Source organism: Pseudomonas sp. PA15(2017) (assembly GCF_001945395.1).
Lineage (GTDB): Bacteria > Pseudomonadota > Gammaproteobacteria > Pseudomonadales > Pseudomonadaceae > Aquipseudomonas.
Genome location: NZ_MSXV01000009.1, coordinates 1 through 21,712 on the forward strand (window position 1 = coordinate 1; position 21,712 = coordinate 21,712).

At 63.1% G+C, this 21,712-nt stretch carries 16 protein-coding genes and 1 pseudogene; 11 read left to right on the forward strand and 6 right to left on the reverse strand.

Annotated features, from left to right (window positions below):
- Positions 1–174: 174 nt before the first annotated feature.
- Positions 175–480, forward strand: a pseudogene (locus BVH03_RS03355) (threonine aldolase); the annotation flags it as partial.
- 1,134 nt (positions 481–1,614) lie between these two features.
- Here BVH03_RS03355 and gbcB read toward each other — a convergent pair.
- Positions 1,615–2,715: a glycine-betaine demethylase subunit GbcB gene (gene gbcB, locus BVH03_RS03360; protein ID WP_075959892.1), complete on the reverse strand. Its 1,101-nt coding sequence runs from the start codon at positions 2,713–2,715 to the stop codon at positions 1,615–1,617.
- Between the two features lie 354 nt (positions 2,716–3,069).
- On the opposite strand from gbcB, the gene gbcA reads away from it, so the two are divergent.
- Positions 3,070–4,362 (forward strand): glycine-betaine demethylase subunit GbcA, encoded by a 1,293-nt coding sequence (gene gbcA / locus BVH03_RS03365; protein WP_075959893.1) that lies wholly within the window; start codon positions 3,070–3,072, stop codon positions 4,360–4,362.
- A 65-nt stretch (positions 4,363–4,427) separates the two neighbouring features.
- Here gbcA and BVH03_RS03370 read toward each other — a convergent pair whose 3' ends face one another.
- The 4 genes from BVH03_RS03370 to choX all read right to left on the reverse strand — a co-directional run bounded on the left by BVH03_RS03370 (position 4,428) and on the right by choX (position 7,894).
- Positions 4,428–4,892: a thioesterase family protein gene (locus tag BVH03_RS03370; protein ID WP_075959894.1), complete on the reverse strand. Its 465-nt coding sequence runs from the start codon at positions 4,890–4,892 to the stop codon at positions 4,428–4,430.
- A 2-nt stretch (positions 4,893–4,894) separates the two neighbouring features.
- On the reverse strand, positions 4,895–5,860 hold the full coding sequence (locus BVH03_RS03375; RefSeq protein ID WP_075959895.1) for an L-carnitine dehydrogenase: 966 nt from the start codon (positions 5,858–5,860) through the stop codon (positions 4,895–4,897).
- Positions 5,861–6,003: 143 nt separating this feature from the next.
- The gene (locus BVH03_RS03380) at positions 6,004–6,891 is read right to left on the reverse strand and encodes a 3-keto-5-aminohexanoate cleavage protein (protein WP_075959896.1); all 888 of its coding nucleotides are present in this window, start codon (positions 6,889–6,891) and stop codon (positions 6,004–6,006) included.
- 67 nt (positions 6,892–6,958) lie between these two features.
- Positions 6,959–7,894: a choline ABC transporter substrate-binding protein gene (choX, locus tag BVH03_RS03385; protein ID WP_075959897.1), complete on the reverse strand. Its 936-nt coding sequence runs from the start codon at positions 7,892–7,894 to the stop codon at positions 6,959–6,961.
- Positions 7,895–8,084: 190 nt separating this feature from the next.
- On the opposite strand from choX, the gene BVH03_RS03390 reads away from it, so the two are divergent.
- The 8 genes from BVH03_RS03390 (at position 8,085) to BVH03_RS03425 (ending at position 17,543) form a co-directional block, all read left to right on the forward strand.
- Positions 8,085–9,041 carry a GlxA family transcriptional regulator gene (locus BVH03_RS03390; protein ID WP_075959964.1) on the forward strand — a complete coding sequence of 319 codons (957 nt, stop codon included), beginning with the start codon at positions 8,085–8,087 and terminating at the stop codon, positions 9,039–9,041.
- A gap of 269 nt (positions 9,042–9,310) precedes the next feature.
- Positions 9,311–10,288: a dipeptidase gene (locus BVH03_RS03395; protein ID WP_075959898.1), complete on the forward strand. Its 978-nt coding sequence runs from the start codon at positions 9,311–9,313 to the stop codon at positions 10,286–10,288.
- Between the two features lie 118 nt (positions 10,289–10,406).
- Positions 10,407–10,937, forward strand: coding sequence for a DUF5943 domain-containing protein (locus BVH03_RS03400; protein ID WP_075959899.1), 531 nt, complete (start codon positions 10,407–10,409; stop codon positions 10,935–10,937).
- A gap of 115 nt (positions 10,938–11,052) precedes the next feature.
- Positions 11,053–13,113, forward strand: coding sequence for a dimethylglycine demethylation protein DgcA (gene dgcA / locus BVH03_RS03405; RefSeq protein ID WP_075959900.1), 2,061 nt, complete (start codon positions 11,053–11,055; stop codon positions 13,111–13,113).
- Positions 13,114–13,224: 111 nt separating this feature from the next.
- A complete protein-coding gene (gene dgcB / locus BVH03_RS03410) occupies positions 13,225–15,183 on the forward strand; it encodes a dimethylglycine demethylation protein DgcB (protein WP_075959901.1) in 1,959 nt (652 codons plus the stop codon).
- Positions 15,184–16,413 (forward strand): electron transfer flavoprotein subunit alpha/FixB family protein, encoded by a 1,230-nt coding sequence (locus BVH03_RS03415; RefSeq protein WP_075959902.1) that lies wholly within the window; start codon positions 15,184–15,186, stop codon positions 16,411–16,413.
- 68 nt (positions 16,414–16,481) lie between these two features.
- Positions 16,482–17,255, forward strand: a complete 774-nt coding sequence (locus BVH03_RS03420; RefSeq protein WP_075959903.1) for an electron transfer flavoprotein subunit beta — start codon at positions 16,482–16,484, stop codon at positions 17,253–17,255.
- 39 nt (positions 17,256–17,294) lie between these two features.
- Positions 17,295–17,543, forward strand: coding sequence for a hypothetical protein (locus BVH03_RS03425; protein WP_075959904.1), 249 nt, complete (start codon positions 17,295–17,297; stop codon positions 17,541–17,543).
- A gap of 352 nt (positions 17,544–17,895) precedes the next feature.
- Here the strand turns inward: BVH03_RS03425 and BVH03_RS03430 are convergent, their stop codons facing one another.
- Positions 17,896–18,996: a GlxA family transcriptional regulator gene (locus tag BVH03_RS03430; RefSeq protein ID WP_075959905.1), complete on the reverse strand. Its 1,101-nt coding sequence runs from the start codon at positions 18,994–18,996 to the stop codon at positions 17,896–17,898.
- A 1,519-nt stretch (positions 18,997–20,515) separates the two neighbouring features.
- Between BVH03_RS03430 and BVH03_RS03435 the strand changes: the two genes are divergently transcribed.
- On the forward strand, positions 20,516–21,712 hold the full coding sequence (locus tag BVH03_RS03435) for a glycine betaine/L-proline ABC transporter ATP-binding protein (RefSeq protein ID WP_075959906.1): 1,197 nt from the start codon (positions 20,516–20,518) through the stop codon (positions 21,710–21,712).

Sequence of the window (21,712 nt, forward strand, 5' to 3'; positions counted from 1 at the left end):
GAGATGTTCTATAACCCTAAACGCCGGCACAGCAGCGCTATGCAGCTATCGCCAGTGGAGTTTGAGAAGCGATATATCCAGAGCTTGGAAAGTGTCTAGGAAAGCCGGGGCGATTCACCATAAGTCCTAGAGCCTTACAGTCAACTCGCGCCTCTTAAGATATATCCAGACACAGCACCCTGGGTGGGCATCCTGCAGGACGATGCCTGGCTGCACTACGCCAACCACGCCAATCACTGCGCCCAGCTGCTCGCCAAGCTGGTGCAAGACGTGCCCGGCGTCAGCCTGATGTTCCCGGTGGAAGCCAACGGCGTATTCCTGCAGATGTCCGAACCGGCCATCGCCGCCCTCACCGCCCGCGGCTGGCGCTTCTACACCTTCATCGGTGCCGGCGGCGCGCGCTTCATGTGCTCCTGGGATACCGAGGAAGCACGAGTACGCCAGCTGGCTCGGGATATCCGCGAAGTCATGACCGCTTGAGCAAAACCCTGGGCCGGCAGCACGCTGGCCTTCATCCACAGCCTCGGCAACGCCCTCCCCGCCGCATCACTTCCTCTTTGTGGATAACCCGTTCCACTCAGCACAAAACCACCATGAAACCCGGCATGGGCAAAACATGGCTGTGCGCTATGCCTTGCCTGCCGGTGAGCAATGGTGGACCGCATCCCCAGATTCCGTGGAAAGCGCTGTGCATAAGCTGTCGCCACATGGCTACGGCCCAGCACCCACAAGGGTTCCCGACCATCGTACAAAAAACGTTCTATACCAATTAGTTGTGAATCAGGTTACGCACAATCACTGTGCAGGAGCGCCTTCACAAGCTGTGCATATGTGGCCTCAGGCCCTGTCATCAAAGGCCTACAGCAAGCTGATCATATTTTATCCAGCGCCTTTGGGTGCAAAGTAATCCACAGAGCCAACCGGGTACGATTATCCCTTGTGGACATCCATCCCCAGCAACCGGGGACGATAATGGGGATAAGCTGTCGGAAAAGTTCTGAAAGCCCTGCTATCAAAGGGATCTAGCCAATCGAACAAAAAATGATCGGCAGGCGCGCCTTGGCAACTTATCTACACACAGAAACTGTGCGCGCTTCTGTGCATAAGTTGTAGTAAATGGTCTGGAGGCCTTGATGCATGCGGCATTGACAGCTATGATCATTTTTTGATCAAGCATCTGTGCGCATGATTTACCGGGTGGCAGCGCCATGAGACCTGCAGCATGGTGAATAGACCTCTGCCCATTTTCCCCAGACTTCATGGATCACGCTGTGTACAAGCTGTCGCCACCAGGCTGAAAGCCTCGTGAATAGCCACCTTCAGCCAACTGAGCAAAAAACATACAGGCGATCGAGCCGACGCTCAGGCAGCGCGCTGTGCAGGACTGCATAATGCTGTGAATAGTGCTGTGGATAAACTGTTCAAGTCTACGCTCTTGAGCGAATAGCTCATCATCCGTCCGTTCAAAAACAGCTGCTAGAAAGGGTTAGCGAGAGATATTGCCCGCCTTGCACACAATTGCTGTGCGCCGGGCTGTGGACAAACTGTTGGATAGCCGCCACAGCGCCCGTAATCCGGGCGACGCAGCGGTCTGATCAAATTTTGATCGGCAAGTCAGTAATCGATGCTCACGTCGTTACGCGGCACGCTGCAGCAGGACAGGATGTAACCCTCTGCCACGTCCTCGTCGGTGATCCCGCCGTTGTGTTCCATGTCCACGTCGCCCGCCGTCTTGAGTACCTTGCAGGTACCACAGATGCCCATACCGCAGGCCTTGGGAATGTGCAGGCCGAGCTTGGCAGCCGCTGCGTGCACGGTTTCGCCGGGGCCGACCTGGATACTCTTGCCGGTACTGGTGAAGGCCACCTGATTGCGTTCTGCAGCCGGAACCTCCGGGGCATCGGCGGCCAGTTCGGCCAGCTCCTTGACCTCCTGCCGCACTTCGGCCGGCACCGGGCCAAAGGCCTCCTCGTGGTAGCGGCTCATGTCGAAGCCCTTGGCCTCGAGCAGACGCTTGACCGCGCTCATGTAGGGCGTCGGGCCGCAGCAGAAGATTTCCCGCTCCAGATAATCCGGGGCCATCAGCTCCAGCATCGGCTGGTTGAGGTAGCCCCGGTAGCCCGACCAGGACTCACCCAGGCCGTGCTTCTCGCAGATCACGTGCAGGTTGAAGTTGGAGATCCGCGCGGCCATGTGCTCCAGCTCGCGCTGATAGATGATGTCCTTCGGCGAACGGGCGCTGTGCACGAACACCATGTCGACATTGGCGTTGGTGTCGTAGAACCAGCGCGCCATCGACATCACCGGGGTGATGCCCACCCCGCCGCTGAGAAACAGCACCTTGTCGGCCGGAAAGTCGATGGCATTGAACAGCCCGACCGGGCCATGCACCGCCAGCTCCTGGCCCTCCGACAGGTTGTCGTGCAGCCAGTTGGAGACCTTGCCGCCCGGCACCCGCTTGATGGTGATGGAGAAGCTGTAAGGCACCGAAGGCGAGCTGGAAATGGTGTACGAGCGCATTACCGGCTGGCCATCGATCTCCAGCTCCAGGGTGACGAACTGCCCCGGCTTGAAGAAGAACAGCACGGGCTGGTCGGCCATGAAACAAAAGGTGCGGACGTCCCACGTTTCCTGGATGACCTTGACGCAGCGCACCAGGTGGCGGCCGTTACTCCAGGTCTGGGTGGTGACGGGATAGAGGAAGTCGTTCGACATGTCGGTTCTCTCGCGCACGCAGGCCGCTCACCGGCCCATTCTTTGCCGCGATTGTGCGCAACGCCTCTGGGCCTCATTTACCTGCCAGCGACATCGGCATGCTAACGGCGACCTGCCCCGTAGACACTGGCGTACCCAGTCGGGAAATGATTCGGCCATGTCGCCCATGGATAAGGTTCGCGCCGCGCCGGGCTCCACACTCGCCCCCAAGCCGAACAGGATAAGAGCGTCCGCCGCAACCCCTGAGCAATGCGCCACTCGGCAGGCGATCCGGGCCAGGCGACGCCACCTTGCGTCAACCGCATCAGCCTATTTCATAGCGGCCGCAGCGCGTCCGCCACGAGGAGCTTCCCGATGACCGTCACCTCTACACTGAGCCTTGGCGACCCGCTGGAACCGGCCCGCGCCGCTGCAGCCGAAATGCTGCAGAGCCGCGAGCGCACCTTTTCCCTGCCGCAGCCGTTCTACAACGACGAGCGGGTGTTCCAGCTCGACATGCAGGAGATTTTCCACAAGGAATGGCTGATCGCCGGCATGACCTGCGAGGTCCCGGCCAAGGGCAACTACCTGACCCTGCAGATCGGCAACAACCCGATCATCGTCATCCGCGGCGCCGAGGGTGCCGTGCATGCCTTCCACAACGTCTGCCGCCACCGCGGCTCGCGCCTGTGCACCAGCGACAAGGGCAAGGTCGCCAAGCTGGTCTGCCCGTACCACCAGTGGACCTACGAAGTGGACGGTCGCCTATTGTTCGCCGGCACCGAAATGGGCACCGACTTCAACCTGGCCGACTACAATCTCAAGCCGGTCAACTGCAAGACCGCTGGCGGCTACATATTCATCTCCCTGGCCGAGAACCCACCGGCCATCGACGAGTTCCTCGCCACCCTGGCGCACTACATGGAGCCGTACGACATGGAGAACGCCAAGGTGGCCGTGCAGACCACCCTGATGGAAAAGGCCAACTGGAAGCTGGTGCTGGAAAACAACCGCGAGTGCTACCACTGCAACGGTTCCCACCCGGAACTGCTCAACACCCTGCTGGAATGGGACGACACCCATGATCCCCGCGCGACCCAGTCGTTCAAGGATCACGTGGCCGAATCCGCCGCCAAGTGGGAAGCCGAGAAGATCCCCTATCTGCACGCCGGCTTCGGCCTGCGCAACCGTATCGTGCGCATGCCGCTGCTCAAAGGCACCGTATCGATGACCATGGACGGCAAGCAGGGCTGCAAGAAACTGATGGGCCGCATCCAGAACCCGGACCTGGGCTCGATGCGCATCCTGCACCTGCCACACTCCTGGAACCACTGCATGGGCGATCACCTGATCGTATTCACCGTGTGGCCGATCAGTGCCCAGGAGACCATGGTCACCACCAAGTGGCTGGTGCGCAAGGACGCCGTGGAAGGCGAGGATTACGACGTCGCCCGCCTGCGCGAAGTCTGGGACGCCACCAACGACCAGGACCGTCGCCTGGCCGAGGAAAACCAGCGCGGCATCAACTCCACCGCCTACCAGCCCGGCCCGTACTCGAAAACCTACGAGTTCGGCGTGGTCAACTTCATCGACTGGTACAGCGAGCGCATGCTCAGCAACCTGGGTGCGGCGCCAGCGCCGTATCTGCGGGATGTGAAGACGCAGTAAGCGGCTGAGAACAAAAAGCCCCGCCAGCTAAACCTGGCGGGGCTTTTTCGCGTCACGAGGAAGGCTCAGGGCAAGCCGATCACCCGTCCGACATAAACAGAACGCGGCGCTCCATGCTGCGCCTCGACCAGCTCAGCAATTCGCCCGGCCACCTCACCATCGAACGGCGCCGAACGACCATTGGCCGTGTCGATATTCATCAGCATCTGCTCGCTCTCGGCCATGATCTGCCCATCGTCGCAGCGTTCGACAACATGATGGATATGCAGGCGCTTACGGTCATGGCCAAGCAGTTGGGTGCGCACCTGAACCTCGACGCCAAGCTTCACCTCGGCGAGAAAGTTCAGATGACACTCCAGCGTATAGAGCGTGTGTCCGGTACGCGCCCTGCCCGCCTGGTCGAGGCCGATGAGGTCCATCAGCCCGTCGGTGGCGAAGCTGCAGATCAGCAGGTAATAGGCATCACGCAGGTGGCCGTTGTAGTCGACCCAATCGGCCTGCACCGCGGTTGTATAGGTAACCGGCAGCATGCTCATTCCTCGAAGGCGAAACCGTGGCGGGCCTTGGTTTCGCGGATCGCGCCGAGCACCGCCAGCAGGCAATCGTCCCGGTAGCGCTCCAGCTCGGCGAGGCTGCGCTGGCCCTGCTGAACCGATGTGCCGGCGACCACGTCGTCGATCAGTTGGTCGGTCAGCTCGGGCGCCTGCAGGTAGGTCCAGGGCAGTTTCAGCGCCGGGCCGAACTGGGCCATGAAGTGGCGCATGCCGGCGTCGCCGCCGGCCAGGGTATAGGTCAGGAAGGTACCCATGAACGACCAGCGCAGCCCGGCGCCGAAGCGGATCGCGTCGTCGATCTCGCCGGTGGTCGCCACACCGTCGTTGACCAGGTGCAGCGCCTCGCGCCACAGCGCTTCGAGCAGGCGATCAGCGATAAAGCCCGGCACCTCCTTGCGCACGTGCAGCGGGCGCATGCTCAGCGCACTGTAGATGCTCATGGCCGCCTGCACAGCCTCGGCCGCGGTGCGTTCACCGCCAACCACCTCGACCAGCGGCAGCAGGTACACCGGATTGAACGGGTGACCGACCACGCAGCGCTCCGGGTGCTGCGCCTCGGCGTAGAACTCACTGGGCAGCAGGCCCGACGTGCTGGAGCCGATGATCACGTCGGCCCGCGCCGCGGCGCTGATGCGCGCATGCAGCTCGAGCTTGAGGTCGAGCCGCTCGGGCGCGCTCTCCTGGATGAAATCGGCATCGCGCACACAAGCATCGAGATCAGCGAAAAAGCGCAAGCGCTGCACCGACGCCCCCGGCGCCAGGCCGTGCTTTTCCAGTGCCGGCCAGGCATTGGCGATGCGCGTGCGCAGGGCCGCTTCGGCGCCGGGCGCCGGGTCCCAGGCATGCACGTCCAGGCCATGGGCCAGGGCGCGAGCGATCCAGCCGGCGCCGATCACGCCAGTGCCCAGGGCGGCGAAAATCTTGATATCGGTAATGAAGGTCATGCTTGAACTCCGATGGCCCCGACGCAGGCCGGGGAATGGCGTTAGGGAATGCTCCGGGATTACATCCGGGCTACCGCTGTCGCGGCTAAAGCCACTCCCACGAGAGCAACGCAAATCTGTGAAGGGCCGGGCGGCGTACCGCTTTAGTCGCGGCGCTCGAGCTTCATCTTCGCCCGGCCTTCGGCTGGGCTGAGTACGCGGCCACCGAGGCGCTCGATGATTTCCACCGCCCGCGCCACCAGCGAGGCATTGCTGGCCGGCACGCCCTTGTCCAGCCAGATGTTGTCTTCCAGCCCCACGCGCACGTTGCCGCCCAGCAGCATGGCCTGGACTAGCATCGGCATCTGCATGCGGCCGATGCCGAAGCCGGCCCAGGTCAGGCCCGGCGGCAGGTTGTCGACCATCGCCTTCATGGTCGCGGTATCGGCCGGCGCGCCCCACGGAATGCCCAGGCACAGCTGGATCAGCGGATCCTCCAGCAGGCCTTCCTTGAGCATCTGTTTGGCGAACCACAGGTGGCCGGTGTCGAAGATTTCCAGTTCGGCCTTCACGCCCAGCTCGGTGATGCGCTTGGCGCCCGCGCGCAGTTGCGCCGGGGTGGAAACGTAGATGAAATCGCCATCGCCGAAATTCAGCGTGCCGCAATCCAGGGTGCAGATTTCCGGCCGCAGCTCCTCGATATGGGCCAGACGCGCCAACGGCCCGACCAGATCGGTGCCGGCACCGAACTCCAGCGGTTGCTCGCCCTTGCCGATCTCCAGGTCGCCGCCCATTCCGGCAGTGAGGTTGATGATCACGTCGGTATCGCTCTCGCGAATGCGCTCGACCACCTCGCGATACAGCGCCACGTCACGGCTCGGCTTGCCGGTGAGCGGATCACGTACGTGGCAGTGGGCAACGGTGGCGCCAGCCTTGGCGGCCTCGATGGCGGCCTCGGCGATCTGTCTCGGTGTGACGGGAATGGCCGGGTGGCGGCCAACGGTGTCGCCGGCGCCGGTGACCGCGCAGGTGATGATGACTTCATGGTTCACGGTCGTGCTCCTTTATCGAGGACGAACGCCACCCCCGCGCAGAGCACGGTGGCAGCGAGGGTTCTGGTTACTGGCTGAGTTTCAGGGCCTGGGCGGCCGGCTTGCCGTCGCGGCTGGTAACACCTTCGAGCCACCCGGCAACCACCTCGGGGTTGGCCGCGATCCACTCGCGCGCCACCTTGTCGGGCGCCTGGCGATCCATGATCGGCTGCATCAGTTCGGCCTCCTGCTCGCTGGTGAAGCGCAGACTGGTGAGCAGGCGATTGGCGTTGGCGCAGCGCTGGGCGTAGTCCGGCGCCGTCACGGTGGACACCGTCGCGGCGCCGTCGTTGGGGCCGAACACGTCCTCGGTACCGGACAGGTAGGTGATCGGCATCTGCAGGTTCATCGGATGGGGTTTCCAGCCGAAGAACACCACCGGCTTCTCGTTGCGCACCGCTCGGCCAACGGCAGCGAGCATGCCAGCCTCGCTGGATTCGACCAGCTTGAACTCGCCAAGACCGAACTGATTGCTGTCGATCATCTTCTGGATCGCCGTGTTGGCGCCCGAGCCGGCCTCGATGCCGTAAATCTTGCCGTCGAGCTGATCCTTGAAACGGGCGATGTCGGCAAGGGTCTTGATGCCCTGCTCGGCCGCGTAGGTCGGCACGGCGAGTGCCGCCACGGCATCGTCCAGCGACGGTTTGTCGGCCACTTTCACGGCGCCAGCACCGAGAAAGGGTTTGATGTTGTCGTCCATGATCGGCTTCCAGTAGCCGAGAAAGGCATCGACCTGGCCCTTCTGGATGCCGGCGAAGATGATCTGCTGCGAGGCCTGGGTCTGGGTGGTTTCATAGCCCAGGCCTTGTAGCAACTGGTTGGCCACGGCGGTGGTGGCGACCACATCGGTCCAGCCGACGGCGCCGAGGCGGACGGTCTTGCAACTGGCATCTTCGGCGGCCAGCAGGGGCGCACTGAACAGGGTGACGGCGCAGCAGGCTGCGAACGCGGTAAGCGTTTTCATAAGCGGGGCTCCTCAACGGTTTAGTCTGGTTTTTAGTACCGTGTGACCGGAACAGCGGGATTCCGATGGCGCCACCTTACGCAGTTACTCGATCGACGATTCCCACAATATCGACACAAAACCAGAGCATAACGACTTGAAGCTAGCACCACGTTGCCGTTAGATGGAGCGCTACGCAGCGAGCACCGCCATGCCTGATCACTTCTGTTTTCTACTGTTGCCCGGCTTTTCGATGATGGGCCTGATGTCGGCCATCGAGCCGCTACGGGTCGCCAACCGTTTTCATGCGCCCCATTACCACTGGCGGCTGCTCAGCGCCGACGGCCAGGCCGTGCCGGCCAGCAATGGCATGTCGCTCAATGTCGATGGCGCTCTGGATGACGACCTGACCGACACCAGCCTCTTCGTGGTAGCCGGCTTCGAGCCACTGGCGGGTTTCGGGTCGCAGCTAGCCGCCCGCTTGCGGCGTGCCGAACGTGAATGCCGGGTGCTGGGCGCCATCGACACCGGCAGCTTCGTGCTCGCCGAAGCTGGGCTGCTGGATGCCTGGCAGCGCTTCACCCTGCACTGGGAGGCGCTGGATGCCTTTCGTGAGCGTTATCCACAGCTGCAACCGACCCAGGAGCTGTTCGAGATCGATGGCCGGCGCATCACCAGTGCCGGGGGCACCAGCAGCCTGGACCTGATGCTCGGGCTGATCGGTCGCGACCATGGCGAGGCGCTGTCGATCCGCGTGTCCGAGCAGTTCGTGCTGGGCCGCATCCGCACCCGGCTGGATCACCAGCGCATGCAGGTCAGCAGCCGCTACGGTATCCACGACAAGAAGTTGGCCCTGGTAATCGGGGAAATGGAGCGCTGCACCGAGGAGCCGCGCAGCCCGCAACAACTGGCCGACATCGTGGGCATCACCACCCGCCAGCTGGAGCGGCTGTTCCGCACGCACCTGGGCACCACGCCAGTCACCTTCTACCTCGCCCTGCGTCTGGACAAGGGCCGCCAACTGCTGCGTCAGAGTGACCTGAGCGTGCTGGAAGTGGCCCTGGCCTGCGGCTTCGACTCGGCCTCCTACTTCGCCCGTCGCTATCGCGCGCGGTTTGCCGTCAGCCCGCGGCAGGATCGGCATGAGGGAACGAGCGAGCGGTCGTAAACCTCACAAAGAGCAGCCTTTCTTGGAGCGCGCTTTGCGCGCGATTTCGCGGGCATGGCCCGCTCCCACAGCTAGTGCAGTGAATCTCCACGACCACCCCTGCCCCGCAACAGGGCAGATCCAAGCGGCGTATCCACCCACGACCTCGGCTTGACGCTTTCGGCAATCCCCCCGTCGTTTTTGCATCGGGTCGCCCGGGCGTCGAGGCATATGCTGCCCACAAAGCGCCAGCAGCGAATCTGGTGCATTCATTCAAGGGGAGCCGCCTGATGAGCCCAGCCGAATTGCACGCCGACAGCATCGTCATCGACGGTCTGATCATCGCCAAATGGAACCGTGAACTCTTCGAGGACATGCGCAAGGGCGGCCTGACCGCGGCCAACTGCACCGTGTCGGTATGGGAGGGTTTTCAGGCCACCGTCAACAGCATCGCCGCCAGTAGCAAGCTGATCCGCGAGAACGGCGACCTGGTGATGCCGGTACGCACCACCGCCGATATCCGCAAGGCCAAGGAGCTGGGCAAGACCGGCATCATCTACGGCTTCCAGAATGCCCATGCATTCGAAGACCAGCTCGGCTACGTCGAGGTGTTCAAGCAGCTCGGCGTGGGCATCGTGCAGATGTGCTACAACACCCAGAACCTGGTGGGCACCGGCTGTTACGAGCGTGACGGCGGGCTGTCCGGCTTCGGTCGCGAGATCGTCGCCGAGATGAACCGGGTGGGCATCATGTGCGACCTGTCCCACGTCGGTTCGAAGACCAGCGAGGAAGTCATCCTCGAGTCGAAGAAACCGGTCACCTACTCTCACTGCCTGCCTTCGGGCCTGAAAGAGCATCCGCGCAACAAGTCCGACGAGGAACTGAAGTTCATCGCCGACCACGGCGGCTTCGTTGGCGTGACCATGTTCGCGCCGTTCCTGGCCAAGGGCATCGACTCGACCATCGACGACTACGCCGAAGCCATCGAGTACGTGATGAACATCGTCGGTGAAGACGCCATCGGCATCGGCACCGACTTCACCCAGGGTCACGGCCAGGACTTCTTCGAGTACCTGACCCACGACAAGGGCTACGCCCGTCGCCTGACCAACTTCGGCAAGATCATCAATCCGCTGGGTATCCGTACCGTCGGCGAATTCCCCAACCTTACCGAAACCCTGCTCAAACGCGGCCACTCCGAAAGCGTGGTGCGCAAGATCATGGGCGAGAACTGGGTGCGCGTACTCGCCGACGTCTGGGGCGAATAAGCCCGTCCATCTCAATTTCCGTAGGAGCGGCTTCAGCCGCGATCAGCCCCAAGGGGCGACGTGCCTTGAAGCTCACGGCTAAAGCCGCTCCTACCATTCGAATTCAGGAGTTACACACATGGCCACCCACGCCCCCGAAATGCCCATCCAGGTCGACGACGAAACCGGCGTATGGACCACCGATGCGCTGCCGATGCTGTACGTGCCGCGGCATTTCTTCGTCAACAACCACCGCGGCATCGAGGAAGTGCTCGGCGCCGACAAGTACGCCGAGATCCTCTACAAGGCCGGCTACAAATCCGCCTGGCACTGGTGCGAGAAGGAAGCCGAGTGCCATGGCCTGCAGGGCGATGCGGTGTTCGAGCACTACATGAAGCGCCTGTCGCAGCGTGGCTGGGGCCTGTTCGAGATCCACAAGCTGGACATCGATGCCGGTCACGCGCAAGTGAAGCTCAAGCACTCGGCCTTCGTGTACGTGTACGGCAAGGTCGGCCGCAAGGTGGACTACATGTTCACCGGCTGGTTCTCCGGCGCCATCGACCAGATCCTGTCCGCCAAGGGCAGCAGCCTGCGCACCGTCACCGTGCAGGAATACGGCGGCTCGGAAGAAGGCCACGACGATGGCCTGTTCGTGACTCGCCCGCTCTAGCGGTTATCGCGTGGGAGCGGACCGTGCCCGCGAATGCGTCGATCGCAGGTACTGCCCGCTGCCACCTATAAAAACAGAACCGTGAACGCTTAGCCGTCGAATCGAGGAGAAGGTCATGGCCTTCGAAGCAATGTTCCAGCCGATCCAGATCGGCAAACTGACCATCCGTAACCGCGTACTCAGCACGGCTCACGCCGAGGTGTACGCCACCGACGGCGGCATGACCACCGAGCGTTACGTCAAATACTACGAAGAGAAGGCCAAGGGCGGCATCGGCCTGGCGATCTGTGGCGGCTCATCGGTCGTGGCCATCGACAGCCCGCAGCAGTGGTGGAGTTCGGTGAACCTGTCCACCGACCGCATCATCCCGCACTTCCAGAATCTCGCTGACGCCATGCACAAGCACGGCGCCAAGATCATGATCCAGATTACCCACATGGGCCGCCGCTCGCGCTGGGACGGCTTCCACTGGCCGACCCTGATGTCGCCGTCCGGAATCCGTGAACCGGTACACCGCGCCACCTGCAAGACCATCGAGGTCGAGGAAATCTGGCGCATCATCGGCAATTACGCCCAGGCCGCGCGCCGCGCGAAGGAAGGCGGCCTGGACGGCGTCGAGCTGTCCGCCGTGCACCAGCACCTGATCGACCAGTTCTGGTCGCCACGCGTGAACAAGCGTACCGACGAATGGGGCGGCACCTTCGAAGGCCGCATGAAATTCGGCATGGAAGTGCTCAAGGCGGTGCGCGCCGAAGTCGGCGACGATTTCTGCGTGGGCATGCGCATCACTGGTGACGAGTTCCATCCCGACGGCCTGTCCTTTGATGACATGAAGCAGATCGCCGCCTATTACGACGCCACCGGCATGCTCGACTTCATCGGCGTGGTCGGTTCGGGCTGCGACACCCACAACACCCTGGCCAACGTCATTCCCAACATGAGCTTCCCGCCGGAGCCGTTCCTGCACCTGGCGGCCGGCATCAAGGAAGTGGTCAAGGTGCCGGTGCTGCACGCGCAGAACATCAAGGACCCGAACCAGGCCACGCGCATCCTCGAAGGTGGCTACGTCGACATGGTCGGCATGACCCGCGCGCACATGGCCGACCCGCACCTGATCGCCAAGATCAAGATGGGCCAGATCGACCAGATCAAGCAGTGCGTCGGCGCCAACTACTGCATCGACCGCCAGTACCAGGGCCTGGACGTGCTGTGCATCCAGAACGCCGCGACCAGCCGCGAATACATGGGCGTGCCGCACATCATCGAGAAGACCACCGGCGCCAAGCGCAAGGTGCTGATCGTCGGCGGTGGCCCGGCTGGTATGGAGGCCGCCCGCGTGGCCGCCGAGCGCGGTCACGACGTGACCCTGTTCGAGAAGCAGGACAGCCTCGGCGGGCAGATCAGCATCGCCGCCCGCGCTCCGCAACGCGACCAGATCGCCGGCATCACCCGCTGGTATCAGCTGGAAATCGCCCGCCTGGGCGTCGACCTGCGCCTGGGCACGGCGGCCGATGAAGCGACCATCCTCGACCTGCGCCCGGACATCGTGGTACTGGCCAACGGTGGCCATGCCTTCCTCGAGCAGAACGAGCACTGGGGCGCCGCCGAAGGCCTGGTGGTCAGCGCCTGGGACATCCTCAGCGGCAAGGTGGAGCCCGGCAAGAACGTGCTGGTGTACGACACCATCTGTGAATTCACCGGCATGTCGGCGGCCGACTACCTGGCCGACAAGGGCAGCCAGGTGGAGATCGTCACCGACGACATCAAGCCCGGCGTGGCCATGGGCGGCACCACCTTCCCGACCTACTACCGCAGCATGTACCCCAAGGAAGTGGTCATGACCGGCGACATGATGCTGGAAAAGGTCTACGCCGAGGGCGACAAGAAAGTCGCGGTGCTGGAGAACGAATACACCGGCGCCCGGGAAGAGCGGGTGGTCGACCAGATCGTCATCGAGAACGGCGTGCGCCCGGACGAGGGCCTGTACTACGGGCTCAAGGACGGCTCGCGCAACAAGGGCCAGATCGACGTCGAGGCGCTGTTCGCGATCAAGCCGCAGCCGTGCCTCGCCGAGGCGGGCGCCGGCTACCTGCTGTTCCGTATCGGCGACTGCGTGGCCCAGCGCAACGTGCACGCGGCGATATACGACGCCCTGCGCCTGTGCAAGGACTTCTGACCTAGCTGCAGGCTGCAGACATCAAGCTACAGGCTAGACGCCAGGGTTTCGTCCTTGCTCTTTCCTGCAGCCTGTAGCCTGCGGCCTGCAGCCCCACTCAGGTAAGCTGCGATGCTCGACATAATTCTTCCCATCCTGCTGTTCGCCGCCCTGGCCCTCGCGGTCATCGGCGCGGCCAGGCGCTTCTTCATGTGGCGCCGCGGCCGCCCGGCCAAGGTCGACTGGGTCAAAGGCCTGGTGAAGATGCCGCGGCGCTATCTGGTGGACCTGCACCACGTGGTCGAGCGCGACAAGTACATGTCCAAGACCCACGTAGCCACTGCTGGCGGCTTCGTACTGGCAGCGATGCTGGCCATCGTCGTGCACGGTTTCGGTCTGCACCACCGCATCCTCGGCTTTGCCCTGCTGGCTGCCACGGTGCTGATGTTCACTGGCGCCCTGTACGTCGCCAAGCGCCGCCTGAACCCACCCTCGCGCCTGTCGAAAGGCCCGTGGATGCGCCTGCCGAAAAGCCTGCTGATGTTCGCTGGCAGCATCTTCATCGCCACCCTGCCGGTGGCCGGGATTCTGCCCGCCGGCTTTGGCGGCTGGGTACTGGCGGCGATCCTCGCCGTTGGCGTGGCCTGGGGCGTGTCCGAGCTGTTCTTCGGCATGACCTGGGGCGGGCCGATGAAGCACGCCTTCGCCGGCGCCCTGCACCTGGCCTGGCACCGCCGCAGCGAACGCTTTGGCGGGGGTCGCTCCACTGGCCTGAAAGCGCTGGACCTGAACGACCCGAAAGCCCCGCTGGGCGTGGAAAAACCCACCGACTTCACCTGGAACCAGTTACTTGGTTTCGACGCCTGCGTGCAGTGCGGCAAGTGCGAAGCCATGTGCCCGGCCTTCGCCGCCGGCCAGCCGCTGAACCCCAAGAAGCTGATCCAGGACATGGTCATTGGCCTGGCCGGTGGCAGCGACGCCACGTTCGCCGGCTCACCCTATCCAGGCAAACCGCTCGGTGAACACAGCGGCGGCCCGCACCAGCCGATCGTCTCCCTGCAGGACAAGGCTCTGGTCGATGCCGACACGCTGTGGTCGTGCACCACCTGCCGCGCCTGCGTCGAGGAGTGTCCGATGATGATCGAGCACGTCGATGCCATCGTCGACATGCGTCGCCATCTCACGCTGGAAAAGGGCTCGACGCCGAACAAGGGCGCCGAGGTGCTGGAAAACCTCATCGCCACCGACAACCCTGGAGGCTTCGCCCCGGGCGGCCGCCTGAACTGGGCGGCGGACCTGAACCTGCCATTGATGGCCGACAAGCGCAACGCCGAGGTGCTGTTCTGGGTTGGCGACGGTGCCTTCGACATGCGTAACCAGCGCACCCTGCGCGCCTTCGTGAAGCTCCTCAAGGCAGCCGGCGTCGACTTCGCCGTGCTCGGCCTGGAAGAACGCGACAGCGGCGACGTCGCCCGCCGTCTCGGTGACGAAGCGACCTTCCAGCAACTGGCCAAGCGCAACATCGCCACCCTGAACCAGTACCGCTTCAAGACCATCGTCTCCTGCGACCCGCACAGCTTCCACGTACTGAAGAACGAGTACGGCGCCCTGGGTGGCAACTACCAGGTCATGCACCACAGCACCTTCATCGAAACGCTACTGCAGCGCGGCACCTTGAACCTAGGCCAACACAAGGGCGGATCGGTCACCTACCACGACCCCTGCTACCTGGGCCGCTACAACGGCGAGTACGAGGCGCCGCGGGCGGTGCTCAAGGCCATCGGCATCGAGGTCAAGGAAATGCAACGCTCCGGCTTTCGCTCGCGCTGCTGCGGTGGTGGTGGTGGCGCGCCGATCACCGACATCCCCGGCAAGCAGCGGATTCCCGACATGCGCATGGAAGACATCAAGGAAACCGGTGCCGAACTGGTCGCCGTCGGCTGCCCACAGTGCACCGTGATGCTCGAAGGCGTGGTCGAACCGCGCCCGCAGATCAAGGACATCGCCGAGCTGGTGGCCGAGGTGTTGATCGAAAGCGAAGTGCCGCAGAAGAAACCCGTCGCGCAACCCACTGCCGTGGAGGTGGCCTGAATGAGTGACATCATCCGCCGTGACCCGCGTGCCGAGCGTATCGCCCGCAACCGCCTGCATCCGCTGCACGCCGCCCTGCAACCCCAGCAGATTCAATGGATGGGCCCCAACGGCATCGTCCGCAAGAACCCTCATGCGGCAGCTGCGGGCTTTATTGGCCCGGCCGGCATCAAGCGCATCGACCGCAGTGGCGCCCAACAGGGCGGCAGCGGCAAGCGCCAGAGCGGCAGCGCCCAGGTACAGCTGCCGCTGCATGTGGTCGAGCAGCCGGCCTTCATCATCGCCGTGGTGCCGGATATGGTCGGTGGTCGCCTGAGCAGCCACGACAAGGATCTGCTCGGCCTCGCCCATCAACTGGCCGGCAAGGATGGCGCCGTGCTGGCCGTGGTGTTCGGCGAGCACAAGGAATCCGCTTTCGACAACGTGGGCGTCGATCGTCTGCTGCAACTCGAAGGCGACGAATACAGCGGCTACTCACCCGAGCAGCGCGTGTTGGCGCTGCGCGCCGTGGAGAGTCAGTTCGACCCGCGCCACTGGCTGTTGCCGGACAGCCGCACCGGCGGCGGCGAACTGGGCCGCCGCCTGGCTTCTTGCCTGGGCGAGCGACCGGCCACCCGTGTCTGGCAGGTCAAGGATGGGCAGAGCACGGGCCGCGCCGGTGCCGGCCGCGAAGACATCGCGCGGGCCGCACCGCGGCTGATCCTGGCCGCTGCCGAGTGCGCCGAGCCGGTCAGCGAAACCCGCCATGAAGCACGCCAGGTCGAGCTGTCGGCGCAGGTCCCGCGCAATCTGCCACGCATCGAAGACCTGGGCTCGGTCGCCGTCGACCCGGCGCAGATTCCCATGGCCGAATCCGAATTCATCCTCTCCGGCGGTAACGGCGTGAAGGACTGGGAGCTGTTCCACCGCGCCGCCGTGGCCCTGGGCGCCACCGAAGGCGCCTCGCGGGTGGCGGTCGACGACGGCCACATGCCGCGGGCCCGCCAGGTCGGTGCTACCGGCACCTGGGTTACCGCGCGGGTCTATGTGGCGGTAGGCATTTCCGGCGCGATCCAGCACCTGCAGGGCATCGGTGCCTGCGACAAGGTGGTGGCGATCAACCTGGATCCGGGTTGCGACATGATCAAACGCGCCGACATGGCGGTGATCGGCGACGCGGCGGCGATCCTCCAGGCCTTGATCGAGCGCGTGGAAGCACACCGCAACGGAGCCAAACGCGATGCCGCATGACTCTCTCGGTCGCTTCTGGTGGGAGCGGGCCATGCCCGCGAAATCGCACACACAACGGGAGATCCGGCATGGCTGATCTGAACGTCGTCACCCTGGTCTCCATCGGCTCGCACCCCGCCTCGGGCCGCCCGCGGCGCGCTGAACAGGATGCCCGCGCCGTCGAGCTGGGCCTGCGCCTGGCCGGTGAAAAACTCAACGTGGTGCATGCTGGCGACCCGCAGGAGGACACCCTGCGCGCCTACCTGGGCATGGGTTTGCCGGGTCTTACCGTACTCGAGCAGAGCCGCGAGACCGATGCCCTGCCGGCCCTTGTCGAACACCTGCAACTGGCCAAGGCGCAGCTGGTGCTGACCGGCAGCCAGGCGGAAACCGGCGAAGGCTCGGGCATGCTGCCCTATCTGCTCGCAGAGTGCCTGGGCTGGCCGCTGATCGTCGGCCTGGCGGAAGTGGAGAGCATCGACGGCGGCAGCGCCCAGGTGCTGCAGGCCCTGCCCCGCGGGCAACGGCGGCGGCTGAGGGTGCGCCTGCCCTTCGTCGCCAGTGTCGATAGCGCCGCGCCGGCAGCCCGGCAGAGCGCATTCGGCCCGGCACGGCGCGGCACCCTGGAGCGTGAAGCGGTGGAGCTGGTCGACGACCCGCTGTATGCCGACGCGCAATGGCAGCCGGCCCGACCGCGCCCCAAGCGCTTGAAAGTGATCAAGGCCAAGACCGGTGCCGAGCGCATGAAGGCGGCGACCGCGAAAGCGGCGAGCGGTGGTGGCCAGGTGATCACCGGCGTCTCGCCACAGGAAGGTGCAGAGGCTATCTTCAAGCTACTGCTGGATGAAGGCGTGCTGCGCTGACGGAACGCCGAATTCGAACTTGCCACGAGGACGCCCACGATGATGCATACCGAACTGATCGACCAGGAAGATCTGCGCGAACGCCTGGTCGCCCTTGGCTTCAGCGTTCCCAGCGGCGCCAGCGCCGAGCAGGCCTGCGAATACGCGGTGACCGGCCTGTGCCCGGAACGCGCCCTTGCCCTGCGCCATATGGTCGAAGACATCCTCGCTGGCAGCGCGACCGTGCTGCCGACCGTGCGCGAAGCCATTTCCCGCACATTACTGCCGGCACTGGTGCCGCGCAGCTGAACGACCCGAACATGCCACCTGCCTGATCGTTCGGGCACGGGCATTCGACGCACAAATACTGTGTGCAGGCCTGTGGATAAACTGTTGGATAACCGCGCTACGCTTTTTATTCACGGGCCGCCTGGCAGGCTGACCATTTTTCGTTCGACGGCGGCATCACGCCTGCCACGAAAGGCCCGAAACAACGCGCTTTCAGCCTTGAATCAATGATTGGCCTGACGGCATTCTGCCCACTGACGTTTTGCGCACAAATACTCTGTGCATAACTGTGGATAATCTGTGAAAGACGGCGCAGACGCCACGGTTCTCGGGCGTCTGCGGGAATTGAGCAGTTTTTGTGCGATGCGGAAAATCAGATGATCCGCACGCTGGCGAACGTCGACTCGCCCTGGGCACGGCTCAGCGCCGCCATGGCCGATGACGACTCGGGCAGCAGCTCATCGTGTACCGGCACCAGTGCCACGACGTTGGAGCTGCTGCCAGCACGCTCGTCACGCGGTGGAATGCCGAAGTACTCGCGGTAGCACTTGGAGAAGTGCGGCGTGGACACGAAGCCGCAGACCGAGGCCACCTCGATGATCGACATGGACGTCTGCTTGAGCAACTGGCGAGCACGAATCAGGCGCAGCTTCAGGTAGTAGCGCGACGGCGAGCAGTGCAGGTACTTCTGGAACAGTCGCTCAAGCTGACGACGCGATACGTCGACGTAGAGCGCCAGCTGGTCCAGATCGATCGGCTCCTCGAGGTTGGCCTCCATCAGCGCGACGATTTCCTGCAGCTTCGGCTGATTGGTGCCGAGCATGTGCTTGAGCGGCACACGCTGGTGATCCTGCTCGTTGCGAATACGCTCGTAGATGAACATTTCGGAAATCGCCGCCGCCAGTTCACGGCCATGCTCGCGGCCGATCAGGTGCAGCATCATGTCCATTGGCGCAGTACCGCCGGATGAGGTGTTGCGGTTACGGTCGATGGAAAATAGGCGCGTGGTGATGGCGGCACGGGGGAAGGCCTCCTGCATGGCAGCGAGAAACTCCCAATGCACACTGCAATCGTAGCCGTCGAGCAGGCCGGCCTTGGCCAGCGCCCAGCTGCCGGTACATACCGCGCCCATTTGCCGGCCCTGGCGAGCCTGGGCCTGCAGCCACTGCACATGATCGCGGGTAACGCTGCGCTGAATATCCACACCACCACAGACGATCACCGCGCTCAGTGCCGGGGCGCTCGCCGTGCTGGCGTCAGGGGTGATTTTCAAACCGTCGCTGGCGCAAACCGGCTGGCCGTCGAGGGTCAGGGTGTGCCAGCGATACAGTTCCTTGCCGGAGAGCTGGTTGGCCATGCGCAGGGGTTCCACCGCAGAGGCCAGGGAGATCAGGGTGAAGTTGTTCAACAACAGAAAGCCGATGGACTGTGGAACGCGACTCTGGAGCTGCGTTCCCTGATTGAACTGGGACATCGATGAACCCTCACGCTAACCAGGTTATGAGCCTTCATGGCGAGGCTCTGTTTTCTTGTAATAACGCCCGACTGGCAGTCAAGCAGATGGCCTATATAACGCAAAGGCCATGCCGACATTGAACGCCCGTTCAAACAAGAACCGACGGCAGCTGGAAAGGCCGATTGCTGGGCCTTGGAGACACCCTGAAATGGTGTGGGGAAAACGGCGCAATGTGCCATGCCACAAGGGCTTGAGCATTTTCGTAGCAGTAGTTGGCGTAACGGTGTTTCCGCACAGTCTGCAGGGGTAACCGAGCAGCCCGAAGAGAATATGACTGACCGGTCACACAGGCGACATATCGGCCAGATCCCCCATGCACCAAAAATTGGCGATAGCCTGCTGTGCTGAGCAGAAAATGCTCACTGCGGTAAGAGCCTGTTCACGATCTTGATGCGCCTGAAGCGGCAACTACGAGGTAGTTCGCCGACCTGCTGTGGGCGCCCCCACTTGGCTGCCAGATCGCCGAATCTCGGCTTGAAGACCCTAAGAACCTGTTCACGATCTTTTGCGCCTGAAGCGGCAACTACAAGGCAGAAGCGGTCGTTCGCTGATCCACTGTGCGATGGCCGCTCCCGCCACTTAGCTGCCAGAAACGGCGAGCCTGGGCTGTAAGATCATGAACAGGTTCTAAGGGCATCTGCGCATTTTTATCTGCTGGCCGATCGGCCGTCAGTCGCAGTCGGTATCGGAGTGCGACAGATGCCAGAAAGCGGCGACGAGCAAACGAAATCGGCGGCCAGTTATCCGTCCCGCAAAAGCGGAAGACCGCGTCGAACGGTCGGAAAACGACCGAAACCGATACGTTTTTTGCTCGCTACCAACAGCTTTACATACGTTTTTTAAATCTGCTGTAGCCCGCATGCCCCCTGGCCTTCACCCGCCATGAAGGCTGAAAACCGCGTCATGCGCGGCCTCCAGCCTTGGCCAAGTACAGAAGTAATCTGTTATGGTTTTTTTAGGCGAGGGCTTCGTGTCGTCGCCCAACACGTCAGGGTCGTAATTCGATAATTGCCACGACCGCAAGACTATATCGTTGAGTCAGCCGATTTCGTCGCTGCCACTCTTGACCAGAGAGGCAGACTGGGGCCCACCGCCCTGGACCGAAGAACAGATAAGTGCTGGCTACCGCAACAGGGCGCCAGCCCAACAAGAAATTTCGGATGTACGCGCATCTCGGATGAGGTGTGAATACCCAAAGGACTGGGCTTCGTAACACTGCCAGAGGGTTTGGAAAGCAGTTTGCAGCACGGCCACGCATTACATCATTCGTCACGTTCACCTATTGCGCTTGCCTCGGCGACCGCTCTGGGACGCGCTCGAGTGCCTGCAGAACGCCTTGTGACAGAACGCTGTCCAAACCCAGGAACCGTGTATATACCCACAAGCAAGAACAGTCTGCATCGCATGACGGACGCCCGGTGGGCGCTCGGCAAACTGCGTGTGACTGCTCTGATGTCTACTGAAGGGGAACCATCCCATGCAGTCTGGAAAAATCGTCGTCGAAAACCTCTACAAGGTGTTCGGCGACAAGCCGCAAGAAGCCATCGACCTGCTCAAGCAGGGCTGGAGCAAGGACAAGATCCTCGCTGAAAAAGGCGCCGTGATCGGTGTCAGTGACGTGTCGTTCAGCGTCGAAGAGGGCGAGATCTTCGTCCTGATGGGCCTCTCGGGCTCGGGTAAATCCACCCTGATCCGCCTCATCAACCGGCTGGTCGAACCCACCGCCGGCAATGTCTACATCGACGGCCAGAACGTCGCCAAACTGCCCAAGGATCAGCTCATCGACCTGCGTCGTCGCGACATGAGCATGGTCTTCCAGTCCTTCGCCCTGATGCCCTCGCGCACCGTGCTCGAAAACGCCGCCTTCGGCCTCGAGGTCGCTGGCAAGGGCCGCAAGGAACGTGAAGAACGCGCCATGCAGGTGCTCGCGCAGGTCGGCCTGGACACCTTCGCCAACAAATTCCCCCACGAGTTGTCCGGCGGCATGCAGCAACGGGTCGGCCTGGCCCGCGCGCTCTCCGTGGACCCGTCGATGATCATCATGGACGAAGCCTTCTCGGCCCTCGACCCGCTCAAGCGCCGTGAGATGCAGGACATCCTGCTGGAGCTGCAGAAGACCCATCGTCGCACCATCATCTTCGTGTCCCACGATATCGAAGAAGCCATGCGCATCGGCAACCGTATCGGCATCATGGAGGGCGGCAAGCTCGTCCAAGTCGGCACGCCGCAGGAACTTATCGACAATCCTGCCAACGAATATGTGCGCAACTTCTTCGATACGGTCGACACCAGCCGCTATCTAACCGCTGGCCAGTTGAAAGCCAACAGTGTTCCGGTCTACGTGCACAACGGCAAGGCGCCCGATGCGCAGACCGTGTGCCGCGAATTGCAGGCACAGGACAAGCACTACGCCTTCATCGTCGACGAAGACAACAAGTTCCGCGGCTCCATCAGCCTGGAAAGGATCGCCCTGCTGGTCGAGGGCGGCGACTCCCCGGCACTCGATGGCGACGTGCTGAAAGCCATCAGCCCGGTTCCCGAAGACCTGCCTCTGGATCAGGTGATCAACCGCCTGGTGGACAACGAGGGTCCGATCCCGGTGGTCGACCAGGATGGCCACTACAGCGGCGCCATCAGCAAGGGCCGCCTGCTGACCCGCCTGCAGGGAGAATGA